The sequence below is a fragment of the Marinobacter sp. genome (assembly GCF_033722195.1).
Lineage (GTDB): Bacteria > Pseudomonadota > Gammaproteobacteria > Pseudomonadales > Oleiphilaceae > Marinobacter.
This window is the reverse complement of the sequence record NZ_JAWVZL010000087.1, coordinates 1-12925: the sequence shown is the minus strand read 5'-3', so window position 1 is coordinate 12925 and position 12925 is coordinate 1. Positions and strand designations below refer to the sequence as shown.

The following is a 12925-nucleotide window of genomic DNA, read 5'->3' as shown; positions in this document are numbered from 1 at the left end:
CGATAAACGCGCCCCCCACGATGCAGTCGCAGAGCAGCATTTTCTGGCGGATGCGGGGGGAGAAGCGCAGGAAGGTGCGCCGGGTGAGGAAATGGACAACATGGGGCCAGATCAAAGCGCCGGCCACCAGCCAGACCATCCAGCCCGGGAACACGCCCTCCAGCAGCCCGGCAACGATCACGGCTCCGGTGGCGACATAGGCCAGGATGCGGCCGTTGTAATCCGGCATGGGCGGGATCGCCACCGGCGTACTCTGGCCGTCCGTGATCAGGGATTTGCTCACGGAGGATTTTCCCAGGGACAGGGGAGCATTCATCGAATCAGAACCGGATCCGACCCGTTAGCATGTCTTTCAGCATCACCCAGTCGCCCATCAGGCTGTACAGGGGGTATTTGAAGGTGGCCGGCCGGTTCTTCTCGAACAGGAAGTGCCCCAGCCAGGCAAAGCCGTAGCCGATGACCGGAACCAGCAGGAGCGCGGCGAACTTGGCGGTCACCAGCGCATAGATGACGACGGCAATCACCAGCATGCTGCCGATGTAGTGCATGCGGCGGCAGACCGGATTGCTGTGCTCTTCGAGGTAATAGGGGTAGAACTCGGAAAAACTGCTGAACTTGGGATCGTTGCTCATGGTATTTCTACCGGCCCAGTTGTTGTTTTAATGTAGTGTTTCAGACGGTTCCCGGGGACACAGGGGTATGTGCCGCCGGTGAACTACGACTAAAGACTAACAGTATTACCTGATAGCGACAATTCGGATCCAACAACTGGCCTGACCAGCCGCCACTTTCCAGCCACGGACCTTGCCATGACTGACGTGATCGACGCCATTCTCAATCGAGCCTCCGAACCCAGACTGATTGCCCCGGCGCCGGACCGGGCACTGCTGGACCGCGTACTGGCCTGCGCCGCCCGGGCGCCGGACCACGCCCTGCTGCGGCCCTGGCGGTATCTGGTTATCGAAGGTGAGGGCCTGGACGCCCTGGGTGAGCTGTTCGCCAGTGCCGCCGATGACGCGGACCAGCCCCTGGGGGCGGACCGGGACAAGCTGCGCCGCATGCCCCTGCGGGCGCCGATGATGATCGTCGGTATCTGCAGCCCGCGGCCACATCCCAAGGTGCCGGAGATCGAGCAGATGGTGTCCGCCGGGGTGGGCCTGGGCTACCTGCTGCTGGCCCTGGAGTCAGCCGGTTATGGCGCCATGTGGCGCACAGGTGATGTGGCCTACCACCCCCGAATCCGTGATGGCCTGGGCCTGGACCCTGAGGAACGCATTGCCGGCTTCCTTTATGTGGGCACGGTGGAAAGCCGCAAACCTGCGGTGCCGCGCCCGGAGGTTGCCGACTTCGTCAGTCGCTGGCCGCGCTGATGGCCTGATTGGCCGGGGGAAAAGCTTTGCCGCTTTTGCCCCGGCGGTGCCGGCAAACCGCCGGCACCATTACCCCTTGACCCTTCCTGATCCGCTCCGAAACGCGCCAGAACAGGTCTCCCGAAAAACTGGCACCGTCGTTGCTTATACTCCTTCAGACACCCTCAGGCTGGCAAAGACACGCCGGCCCTGAGTGACTCAAATTTCGGGAGACGGCAATGGCTATCAACTTCGACAGCGCCCTCGGCATTCATGAACACGCGGTCAACGCCCGCGTCCGGCGGGCCGAAGTGCTGGCAAACAACCTGGCAAACGCGGACACCCCCGGCTACAAGGCCCGCGATATCGATTTCCGCAGCATGCTGGAGCAGGCCGAAGCCGCCTCAGGCTTCGAGATGGCCCGCAGCCACGCCAACCATATGAGCGTTGGTGACGGCGGTGGTGCCGACGGCGAACTGCTGTACCGGGTTCCCCAGCAGCCGTCCGTGGACGGCAATACCGTGGACACCCAGCAGGAGCAGAGCCGCTTCATGCGCAACGCCATGGACTTCCAGGCCAGCTTCCAGTTCCTGAACAGCAAGTTCACCGGCCTCAGCAAGGCCATCAAGGGCGAATAATTCAGTCGCGACTGACTAGATCGGGAGAGTATCCATGTCACTGGGCAACATTTTTGACATCGCCGGTTCCGGCATGACCGCGCAGTCACTGCGACTGAACACCACGGCATCCAACATCGCCAACGCCGAGACCGCCAGTTCCAGCACGGACCAGACCTACCGGGCCCGCAAGCCGGTGTTTGCCGCCATCCAGCAGAGCATGATGAATCCGGACGGTACCGGTATGGGCTTTGGCACCGACTCCGATGCCGGTGCCGGAGTGCGGGTGGAGGGTATTGTCGAGAGCGATGCCGAGCTGCAGATGCGGTACCAGCCGGATCATCCCGCCGCCAACGAGGACGGCTACGTGTTCTACCCCAATGTGAACGTGGTGGAGGAAATGGCGGACATGATGTCGTCCTCCCGCAGCTTCCAGCTCAACGTGGATGTGATGAACACCGCCAAATCCATGATGCAGCGCATCCTGACCCTTGGGCAGTAAAAGCGACTTGATGAGGACTGAGTCATGAGCACGATCAACAACACTGCCGCTTCCGATGTGCTGAGTCAGTACCGGTTCCAGAACGAGGCCAGCAAGAACCAGGAGCTGGGCAAGAACGAGTTCATGGAACTGATGATTGCCCAGCTCAAGAACCAGAATCCGCTGGAGCCCCAGGACAACGGCGACTTTATCGCCCAGCTGGCCCAGTTCAGCTCCCTGGAAGAGATGCAGAAGCTGTCCGGTAACGTCGATGACGTGGTGGGCCAGTTCCGCTCCACCCAGGCCCTGCAGGCGTCCGCCATGGTGGGCCGTACCGTGCTGGTGCCGTCCGAGGGTGGTCTGCTGGGGGCTGACGGTCAGCTTAAGGGTGTGGTGCAGGTGCCGGCGTCCACCTCCAGCCTGCGGGTCTCCATTGTGAACCAGGCCGGCGAGCGGGTGCGCCAGATCGACATGGGCGCGAGCCAGGCCGGCCAGGTGAGCTTCACCTGGGACGGCAAGAATTCCGAGGGCCAGGCCATGCCGCCGGGCGCCTACAGGATTGTCGCGGAAGGATCCTATCCGCAGGGTAACGAGCAGTTGGGAACGCTGGTTAGTGCCAATGTGGACAGCGTCTCGCTGGGTAATCAGGGCAAGGTCACCCTTAACCTGGCCGGCATGGGCTCCATCGCCCTGTCGGACGTCCAGCAGATCAACTAACCGGTCAAGAACAGACGAGGTGTCAGATGGCTTTCAATACAGGTCTTAGCGGTTTACGCGCAGCATCGGTGGACCTGGACGTCACCGGTAACAACATCGCCAACGCCAGCACGGTGGGCTTCAAGGGCAGCCGGGTGCAGTTCGGTGACCTTTACGCCAGCGGTTTCCTTAGTTCCGGTACCAACCCTATCGGTGATGGTGTGCGGGTGCAGGACGTGCAGCAGAGTTTTGCCCAAGGCAACATCAGCTTCACCGACAACGGCCTCGACATGGCCGTCAACGGCGACGGCTTCTTTGTACTCAACAACGGCGGCGAGATTCGCTACTCCCGCGCCGGCCAGTTCGGTGTCGATCAGAACGGCTTTGTCACCAACAACCAGGGTATGCGTGTTCAGGGCTTCCAGGCCGATGACGATGGCAACCTGTCCGGTGTTCGCGGCGACCTGCAGATCGACACCGACAACCTGGCGCCCCGGCGTACCACCAACCTGTTCTCCGAACTCAACCTGGATTCCCGCGAGGGAGTTCTGGAGGTCAGCGGTACCACCATTCAGACCACACAGCCTGCGCCCAATGCCACCATCGGAGCCCAGACCCTGACGGTAACCTACCCGGATGGATCCACTCGGGATGTGGCGGTGGCTGCAGGGACTTCTGCAGCGGATGTGGCCAGTCTGCTGAACCAGGAGGAAGGCGTCAGCGCTTCGGCCCGGACCACCTACGATATCCCCACCGGGGACATTCAGGCCGGTGAGACGGTCACCATACAGGGCACCAACTTCGATATTCCGGCCACCGAACCCGATCCCGTGGGCTGGTTGCAGGACGCTGTCAACAACTCGCCTCTGAACAGTGTCAGCGCCACCGTCAACGGCGGTAACTTCCGTCTCACCGAAAGTCGTGGTAATGACCTCGACGTGACCTATCAGGGCGGGGCCGGGCCGGTCACCGCCACCCAGGTGGGCAGTCTTAACGTCACGCTCGACCGGGAACTCACGCTGACTTCGACCGGCAACCTGCTGACCGGGGCCTCGACACAGCCTTTCCGATCCAACGTGTTCGACCCGAATGACCAGCGCACCTATAACCACGCCACCTCCACCACCATCTTCGACAGCCTGGGCAACTCCCACGAGATCACCCAGTATTTCGTCAAGGAGCCGGTGGCCGGTGGTGAGAGCGTCTGGGCCATGTATGTGCAGGTCGATGGCCGTGACGTGGGGGACCCGCCTGACGCCAATGGCGACCCTTCCCGTGCCCGCTTTGAATTGCAGTTCAACACCGACGGTACCCTGGAAAGTATTGACGGCGATCCCAATGGCGAGGTGCTGATCTCCAACTGGACCCCGCTGGATGAGAACGGCGACCCGAACGGCGCCGCCGGCCCCCGGCTGATTTCCCAGGGCGCCACCACGCCGATCCCGGAGCCGCCGGTGAGTTCCAACTTCGTGATCGACCTGTCGGAGACCACTCAGTACGGCAGCGCGTTCGGTGTCAATGATCAGCGCCAGAACGGCTATACCACCGGCCGGCTGTCCGGTCTGGATGTGTCCGACACCGGCATCCTGTTCGCCCGCTATACCAACGGCCAGTCCCAGACCCTGGGGCAGGTGGCTCTGGCCACCTTCCGCAACACCGACGGCCTGGCCCCGGTGGGCGAGACCAGCTGGGTGGAGACCTTTGAGTCAGGCCAGCCGGTGATTGGCCAGCCGGATACCGGCACCCTTGGCTCCATCAAGGCCAGCTCGCTGGAGGAGTCCAACGTGGATCTGTCGGCGGAACTGGTGAACCTGATCATTGCCCAGCGCAACTACCAGGCCAACGCCAAGACCATCGAGACCGCGGATTCGGTGACCCAGACCATTATCAACCTGCGTTAAACCGCTTAAACCTAAGCCGGCCCGGAAGCAGTATCCCGGGCCGGCTTGTGTTTGAACCACAGAGCATGGAAGCAAGCGGATAAGTCCTTCCAAAACACGCTGTACATACCCCTGCGGGGTCCGGCCCACAATCGCAGATTGTGGTCGTTCGGCTGCACATGAAGCTTTGCTTCATAATCGCTTGCCTCACCCCTGTACGCTCGGCCTCCGCCATCCATGGCTCCGGACGGTTTTGGAAGGACTTATCCGCTTGCTTCCCCAGACTCCGAGAACGTCCCTCTGCCTCTCTGGCACGACTCCTGCATAACCGACTGTATCAGTCAAAATTCCGGCAGGAGTTTTCCCATGGACAAGTCCATCTTCATCGGTATGTCCGGCGCCAAGCAGACCATGCTGGCCCAGCAGGCCCATGCCAACAACCTGGCCAACGTCAACACCACCGGCTTCAAGCGGGACTTTGCCCAGGCCCGCAGCATGCCCGTCTTTGGCGAGCATCATCCGACCCGTGCCTATGCCATGACCGAAAGGCCCGGCACCGAGCTGCGTGCCGGCGCGCTGGTGGAAACCGGGCGGGATCTGGACGTGGCCATGAAGGGCGACGGCTGGATGGCGATCCAGAACGATACCGGCGAAGAGGTCTTCACCCGCGCCGGCAGCCTGCAGGTGGACGTCAACGGTCTGCTGCGCACCTCCAGCGGTGAAATGGTCATGGGCAATGGTGGTCCGATTGCGCTGCCGCCCTACGAGAAACTGCAGATTGGCGACGACGGCACCGTGTCCATCGTGCCGGTGGGCGGTCCCCCCAACCAGTTGGCCAACATTGATCGCATCAAGCTGGTCAATCCGCCACCGGAGGCACTGGAGAAAGGTACTGACGGTTTCATGCGCCGCAAACCCGATGCCGCCCTGGAAGGCCCGGAACCCCTGGACGCCAACATGCGCCTGACTTCCGGATTCCTGGAAAGCTCCAACGTCAACGCGGTGGAAGAGATGATTTCCAACCTGCAGCTGTCCCGTCAGTTCGAGATGCAGGTGAAGATCATGCAGACCGCCGATGAGAATTCAGAAGTAACGGCACGGCTGTTGCAGAACCTTTGATAAGCGTTCCGAAAGCCCGCCAGAGCGGACTTAGCGGCAAGAACTTGCCGCCGTCCGTCCGGGTTCAATAAGGAGTTCAGACATGCATCCAGCACTTTGGGTCAGCAAAACCGGGTTGAGCGCGCAGGACACCAACATGTCCACGATTTCCAACAACCTGGCCAACGTCAACACCACCGGCTTCAAGCGTGACCGGGCCGTGTTCCAGGACCTGCTGTACCAGATCAATCGCCAGCCTGGTGGTCTCAACACCGAGAACAGCGAGCTGCCTTCGGGCCTGCAGCTGGGTACCGGTGTGCGGGTGGTGGGTACCGCCAAGCAGTTCACCCAGGGCAACCTGCAGGTGACCGAGCAGCCGCTGGACATGGCCGTCAACGGCCGTGGTTTCTTCCAGGTGCTGATGCCGGACGGCGAGGTGGCCTACACCCGTGACGGCCAGTTCCAGCTCAACTCCGACGGTGACGTGGTCACCCCGGACGGCTACCTGCTGGAGCCCAACATCAACGTACCGGAGAACGCCACCACCGTGACCATCGGCAAGGACGGCACTGTCTCCGCCGTGGTGGACAACCAGGCCGCGCCGGTGAACCTGGGTGAGGTGACCCTGGTGGACTTCGTCAACCCGCAGGGCCTGCAGGCGATCGGCAACAACCTGTTCCGCCAGACCAACGCCAGCGGCGATCCGACCGAAGGTGAGCCTGGCATCGCCGGGCTGGGCACCGTGGAGCAGGGCATGACTGAGGCCTCCAACGTGGAGGTGGTGGAGGAGCTGGTGAACATGATCACCACCCAGCGCGCCTACGAGATGAATTCCAAGGTGGTGTCCGCCACCGACCAGATGCTCCAGTTCATTACCAACAACATCGGTTGATGAGCACGCGGCACGAGGTGATGTGAGATGACCATGACAGCCAGAATCCTGACCCGCTTCAACCGGCGCAGGGGCGCCACCCTTGCCACCGTCGTCGTGCTTGCGGCGCTGCAGGGCTGTACCGCCATGAGCCGGCCGCGGGCCATGCCTGACGATCCGGCCTATGCCCCGGTGATGGCCGAGGCCATGGTGCAGCGGGACCAGTTCTCCGGCGCCATCTTCCAGAGCAGCCGCAACTACAACCTGTACGGCGACACGGTGGCGCTGAACGTGGGGGACGTGCTGACGGTCAACCTGCAGGAGTCCACCCAGGCCAGCAAGTCCGCTGAAAGCAACATCACCAAGGACAACGAGATCAGCCTCAATGATGGCAGCATCCTGGGCCGCACCGGCATCCGCATGGCCACCGACCTGAATCTGGAGCGCGATTTCCAGGGCCAGGCCGAGGCGGACCAGAGCAACAGCCTGGCGGGCAGCATCACCGTGACCGTGACCGAGGTCCTGCCCAACGGTGTGCTGCGCATCCGCGGCGAGAAGTGGCTGTCCCTCACCAACGGCGACGAGTACATCCGCCTGACCGGCCTGGTGCGGCCGCAGGACATCAGCCCCAATAACATCATTGCTTCCAATCGCATCGCCGACGCCCGAATTGCCTACGGCGGCACCGGTGACTTTGACCAGGCCAACCAGATGGGCTGGCTGGCCCGCTTCTTCAACAGCGAGTGGTTCCCGTTATGAGACGCCTGATCCTTATTGTCCCGGCCCTGGTGGCCCTGCTGATTGCCGCTCCGGCGCTCGCGGACCGTATCAAGGACATGGCCCGTGTGGAGGGCGTGCGCTCCAACCAGCTGATCGGCTACGGCCTGGTGGTGGGTCTGGACGGCTCCGGTGACAGTGCGCCTTTCACCAACCAGACCTTCCGCAACATGATGAACCAGTTCGGCATCACCATTCCCGAGGGCGTCAATCCCAACACGGATAACGTGGCGGCGGTGACCATCCACGCCGACCTGCCGCCCTTTGCCAAGCCGGGCCAGGAAATCGACATCACCGTGTCCTCTATCGGCAACGCCGACAGCCTCCGGGGCGGCAGCCTGCTGATGACCCCGCTGAAAGGCGCCGACGGCCAGATCTATGCCATGGCCCAGGGCAGTCTGGTGGTCGGCGGTTTCGGCGCCTCCGGTGCCGACGGCTCGCGGATTTCCGTCAATGTGCCCAGCGTGGGCCGGATTCCCAACGGTGCCACCATCGAGCGGGAAGTGCTGTCACCCTTCACCCGTGGCGACACCATCACCTTCAACCTGTTGCGGCCGGACTTCACCACCGCCCGGCGCATGGTGGATGTGATCAACGGCACCCTGGGCGGCGACATGGCCTACGCCCACGACGCCACCTCGGTGTCCGTCAAGGCGCCGCGGGATCCGTCCCAGCGGGTCAGTTTCCTGTCCATCCTGGAGAATCTGGAGGTGGACCCGGCCGAGGACGCCGCCAAGGTGGTGATCAACAGCCGTACCGGCACCATCGTGGTGGGCCAGAACGTCAAGGTCAGCCCGGCGGCGGTGACCCACGGCAACCTGACCGTGACCATTGCCGAGAACCCGGAAGTGGCTCAGCCCAACCCCTTCGCCGGTGGCGAAACGGTGGTCACTCCGGATACCCAGATTGCCATCACCGAGGAGCCGGCACGGATGTTCAAGTTCGGCCCGGCGGTGACCCTGAATGAAATCGTCCAGGCGGTGAACCAGGTGGGCGCGGCCCCAGGTGACGTCATGGCCGTACTGGAAGCCCTCAAACAGGCCGGCGCCCTGCGTGCCGAGCTGATTGTGATCTAGGTGATGTGATGCAGACCTCACGACTCGACCAGGCTCAGATCTACACCGAATTCAGCGGACTCAATGCGCTGAAGGCCCAGGCGCGCACGGACAAGAAGTCAGCCCTGGAGCAGGTGGCCAAACAGTTCGAGAGTCTGTTCCTGTCCGAAATGCTCAAGTCCATGCGTTCCGCCAACAAGGTGCTGTCGGAGGGTAACTACCTGAACAGCAGCCAGTCCGAGTTCTACCAGGAGATGTTCGACAGCCAGCTCAGCCTGAGCCTGTCGAAACAGCAGGGTCTGGGCCTTGCCGACGCCCTGGTGCGCCAGCTCAGCCGGCAGATTCCGGGTATGAGCGAGAGTGGTGAGACCCTGGCGGGCCACCGCGCCAGCATCCGCGATTACGATCGCAGCCTGCCGGCGCTGTCGCCAAGACTGCCGGCACAGCTGGACAAGGTACAGGAAGTGATGGCGGCCGCGCCCAGGAAGGCCGAGCCGGCTGTCCCGAACGAAACACCCGCGCCAATACCGGTGCGGTTCGAGTCGCCGGAAGAGTTCGTCAGCCACCTGATGCCCATTGCGGAGTCGGTGGCTGCCGAGAGTGGCCTCAATCCCCAGGTGATGGTGGCCCAGGCAGCCCTGGAAACCGGCTGGGGCCGGCACATGATCGAGAACGGCGCCGGTGAGCCCAGCTTCAACCTGTTCGGCATCAAGGCCGACAGCCGCTGGCAGGGCGAGTCGGTGAACATTGCCACCAGCGAGTACCGGGAAGGCATCAAGATGAGCGAGCGGGCGGAATTCCGCTCCTACCAGGATTTCGAGTCCAGCTTCCGCGATTACGCCCACTTCCTGCACAACAACCCCCGCTACCGGGATGTGCTGGCCTCGGCGGATAACCCGGATGAGTTTGCCGACAAGCTGCAGGCTGCCGGCTATGCCACCGACCCGGCCTACGGCGAGAAGATCCGCCGCATCCTGGACCGGGATCTGCTGCAGCCGGTGAGCGCCTCGGCGGCCACCCCCTACCGGGCCAGTGAGGAGTAACGACCATGGCAGGCTTGATCAATATTGGTCTGACCGGCGTCCTCAGCCACCAGTCGGCCCTGAACACCACCGGTAACAACATCTCCAACGCCAACACCGCCGGCTACAGCCGCCAGGATGTGCTGTTCGAGACCCAGACCGGCGCCCGCACCGGTGCTGGCACTGCCGGGACCGGCGTCAATGTGGCGGACATCCGCCGCATTGCCAGCAGCTTCGTGACCGAACAGTTGCGTTCGGATACCGCCCTGTTCAACGAGCAGCAGACCCTCAACGGCGAGCTGAGCCGGCTCGACAACCTGCTCGGTGGCGACAGCACCGGTCTCAATAACGCTCTGAATAATTTCTTTGCCAGCCTGCAGAGCGCGGCCGAGGACCCGGCCGCATTGCCGCAGCGCCAGCTGGTGCTGAGTGAGGCCCAGGCCCTCATTAACCGTTTCCAGTCGCTCAACTCGGCATTCATCCAGCAGCGGGAGTCGATCAACAGCCAGATCGGTGCCGCCACCAGTGACGTCAATGCCTTGCTGTCCAGTATTGCGGATCTTAACCTGGCCATCTCCGAAACCCCCGGCCTGGCCCAGGGTAATCTGCCCAACGACCTGCTGGACCAGCGCGACGAGAAGCTCCGCGAACTGTCCGCCCTGATGAAGATCCGGGTGGTGGACGCCGGTGCCAGCCAGGTCAACGTGCAGATGAGCAACGGCCAGGCCCTGGTGATCGGCGCCGAGGCCTCCCGCCTGGGTGTCCAGCGCAGTGCCGAGGACCCCACCGCGGTGGATTTCACTCTCACCACCGGCAACCAGACCCGGGTGGTTACCGAGCAGGTGGTGGGCGGCAAGCTGGGCGGGCTCCGTGAGTTCGCCGCCGGCCCTCTCAATGTGGCCTTTGATGAACTGGGTCGTGTGGCCGTGGCCTTGTCGGACCAGATCAACCGGCAACATCAGATCGGTATGGATCTGGAGAACGATCTGGGTGGACTGTTCTTCACCGACATCAACAGCCGCGATGCCCAGTTGGGCCGGGTGACGCCGAACAGCAACAACCAGCCCCCCAAGGATGGCGTGGTCAGTGTCGAGATCACCGACACCAGCGTGCTGGAGGCCGGCAGCTACACCCTGAAATTCGTCGACAGCCAGAACTTTACTCTGGTGGACAAGGCCTCCGGCGACGTGGTTCGCCAGGGCCAGATACCCGCCACCCTGCCGGCAGAGCTGAGCCTGCCGGGATTCAATATCCGGATCGAGTCCGGCACCTTTGCCCAGGGCGACAGTTATCTGGTGCGGCCGACCCGTGGCGCTGCCTCGGCGCTGGCGCTGCAGGTTGAGCGTGAGGAAGACCTGGCCTTCGCCAGTCCCATCCGGGCCGAAGGGGACGCCGGCAATACCGGCAACGGTGTGATCTCCCAGGGCACCATGCTGGCGGTGCGCAACCCGCTGACCAATGTACCGCTGCCGGCCTTCAGCCAGCGTGGCGAGCTGTCGCCGCCGCTGATGGTGGAGTTTGTCAGCGCCACCGAATACCAGATTCTGGACGCCAGCGATCCGGCCAACCCGGTGCCGCTGACGCCGCCGGTCACCGGCCAGACCTTCCAGCCGGGTATTGCCAACAAGCTGTTTTCCGAGAATCCGGGCGATCCCAACTACCGGGGCTTTCAGTTCACCCTGAACGGCAATCCCCAGGCCAATGACCGGTTCCTGATCAACTACAACACCGACGGCATCTCCGACAACCGCAACGTCGGCCTGCTGGGCGGCCTGGCCACTGCCAATACCATGAATGGCGGCAATCAGAGCTTCACCGAAGCTTACGGTGGCCTGGTGGAGGAGGTGGGTGTGGCCACGCGCCAGAGCCAGCTGGACCTGGATGCCGGCCAGACCCTGCTGGAACAGACCCGGAACCAGCGGGAATCCATTTCCGGCGTCAACCTGGATGAAGAGGCCGGACGGCTGATCCAGTACCAGGCTGCCTACAACGCCTCGGCCAAGGTGATGAGCGTGGCCCAGGACCTGTTCGACACACTCCTGAGCACGTTCCGTTAAGACTTTGAGGGCAGGATCATGATCCGTATTTCGTCGCAGCAGGTTTTCCAGGACGGCATCAACCGCCTCCAGGACCTCAACAGCGGGCTCCAGAAAACCCAGGAGCAGGTGTCCACCGGCAAGAAGGTCAACCGGCCATCGGACGACCCGGTGGCAGCGGCGCGCCTGCTGAAACTCGACCAGGAGGTGGCGCAGGTCAACCAGTACCAGCGCAATGTGGATTTGGCGACCAACCGGCTGCAGCAGGAAGAATCCGCCCTGGCGGACGTCACCGATCTGATCCAGCGGGTGCGGGAGCTGACGGTGCAGGCGGGCAACGCCACTCTGTCGAGCGAGGACCGCACTTCAGTGGCGGCCGAGCTGCGCCAGCGCGTGGAGCAGCTGGCATCGCTGGCCAATACCCGGGATGCCTCCGGCGAGTACATCTTCAGCGGCTTCAAGGGCGGCACCCAGAGCTTTGCCCAGAACGTGTCCGGCAACTGGGTTTACCAGGGTGACGAGGGCCAGCGCAAGCTGGAAGTGGACAATGGCGTGGCGGTCGCTATCAGCGATAACGGCAAAAAAATCTTTACCGACGTGGCGGCGGACCGGCCCACCTTCACCACCGAAGCCAGCCCCAACAACGCCCAGCCGCCGGCCCGCATCAGCACCGGCATGACCCTGGACCAGGACGTGTTCGAGACGGTTTACCCGGATGACCTGGTGGTCACCATCGACCCCGGCGGTGCCACCTTCTCCGTCGCCACACGCACCACGCCGCCGGTGGACCTGACCCCGGCCGCGCCGGATAACGCCTACACCAGCGGCGAGCCGATCCGGGTGGCCGGTATCCAGTTCGAAATCACCGGTGCCTCCGCCGGTGACGAATTCTTCATCAAGACCTCGGAGAAGCAGTCCCTGTTCGCCAGTGTGGAAAAGCTGATCTACGGGCTCGAGAACCAGGCCAAGACACCGGCGGTGGCGACCCTGCCGGCGGCCGGCTTCACGCCCCAGGCTGACGACACCCTGACCATCAACGGCCT

General features: G+C 63.1%; 14 protein-coding genes. 12 read left to right on the top strand and 2 right to left on the bottom strand.

Translation table 11 applies throughout. The features are described from left to right. Together R3280_RS13320 and R3280_RS13315 are read right to left on the bottom strand one after the other, a co-directional pair. Window positions 1-283, bottom strand: a 283-nt coding sequence (locus tag R3280_RS13320; RefSeq protein ID WP_318999100.1) for an MASE2 domain-containing protein, incomplete at its 3' end; no start/stop codon positions are given. A gap of 37 nt (window positions 284-320) precedes the next feature. Further along, window positions 321-632: a DUF962 domain-containing protein gene (locus R3280_RS13315; protein ID WP_318999099.1), complete on the bottom strand. Its 312-nt coding sequence runs from the start codon at window positions 630-632 to the stop codon at window positions 321-323. 177 nt (window positions 633-809) lie between these two features. Here R3280_RS13315 and R3280_RS13310 point away from each other — a divergent pair, with 177 nt between their 5' ends. From R3280_RS13310 to flgL, 12 genes are all read left to right on the top strand, one after another. Next, entirely contained in the window at window positions 810-1370 is a 561-nt protein-coding gene (locus R3280_RS13310) for a nitroreductase (RefSeq protein WP_318999098.1), read from the top strand. 218 nt (window positions 1371-1588) lie between these two features. Then, window positions 1589-1987 (top strand): flagellar basal body rod protein FlgB, encoded by a 399-nt coding sequence (flgB, locus tag R3280_RS13305; protein ID WP_318999097.1) that lies wholly within the window; start codon window positions 1589-1591, stop codon window positions 1985-1987. A 34-nt stretch (window positions 1988-2021) separates the two neighbouring features. Beyond that, window positions 2022-2468, top strand: a complete 447-nt coding sequence (gene flgC / locus R3280_RS13300; RefSeq protein WP_318999096.1) for a flagellar basal body rod protein FlgC — start codon at window positions 2022-2024, stop codon at window positions 2466-2468. 24 nt (window positions 2469-2492) lie between these two features. After that, the gene (locus R3280_RS13295) at window positions 2493-3164 is read left to right on the top strand and encodes a flagellar hook assembly protein FlgD (protein WP_318999095.1); all 672 of its coding nucleotides are present in this window, start codon (window positions 2493-2495) and stop codon (window positions 3162-3164) included. Between the two features lie 26 nt (window positions 3165-3190). After that, window positions 3191-5044: a flagellar hook protein FlgE gene (locus R3280_RS13290; protein ID WP_318999094.1), complete on the top strand. Its 1854-nt coding sequence runs from the start codon at window positions 3191-3193 to the stop codon at window positions 5042-5044. A gap of 345 nt (window positions 5045-5389) precedes the next feature. Further along, window positions 5390-6142, top strand: coding sequence for a flagellar basal body rod protein FlgF (locus R3280_RS13285; protein ID WP_318999093.1), 753 nt, complete (start codon window positions 5390-5392; stop codon window positions 6140-6142). 82 nt (window positions 6143-6224) lie between these two features. Further along, window positions 6225-7013, top strand: coding sequence for a flagellar basal-body rod protein FlgG (flgG, locus tag R3280_RS13280; protein WP_318999092.1), 789 nt, complete (start codon window positions 6225-6227; stop codon window positions 7011-7013). A 33-nt stretch (window positions 7014-7046) separates the two neighbouring features. Next, complete coding sequence (gene flgH, locus R3280_RS13275; RefSeq protein WP_318999091.1) at window positions 7047-7751, top strand: flagellar basal body L-ring protein FlgH; 705 nt, start codon at window positions 7047-7049, stop codon at window positions 7749-7751. Next, window positions 7748-8845: a flagellar basal body P-ring protein FlgI gene (locus R3280_RS13270; protein ID WP_318999090.1), complete on the top strand. Its 1098-nt coding sequence runs from the start codon at window positions 7748-7750 to the stop codon at window positions 8843-8845. Before flgH ends, R3280_RS13270 begins: the two co-directional genes overlap by 4 nt. A gap of 8 nt (window positions 8846-8853) precedes the next feature. Continuing rightward, window positions 8854-9867 (top strand): flagellar assembly peptidoglycan hydrolase FlgJ, encoded by a 1014-nt coding sequence (gene flgJ / locus R3280_RS13265; RefSeq protein WP_318999089.1) that lies wholly within the window; start codon window positions 8854-8856, stop codon window positions 9865-9867. A 5-nt stretch (window positions 9868-9872) separates the two neighbouring features. Next, on the top strand, window positions 9873-11903 hold the full coding sequence (flgK, locus tag R3280_RS13260; protein ID WP_318999088.1) for a flagellar hook-associated protein FlgK: 2031 nt from the start codon (window positions 9873-9875) through the stop codon (window positions 11901-11903). An 18-nt stretch (window positions 11904-11921) separates the two neighbouring features. Next, on the top strand, window positions 11922-12925 hold a 1004-nt coding region (gene flgL / locus R3280_RS13255), incomplete at its 3' end, for a flagellar hook-associated protein FlgL (RefSeq protein WP_318999087.1).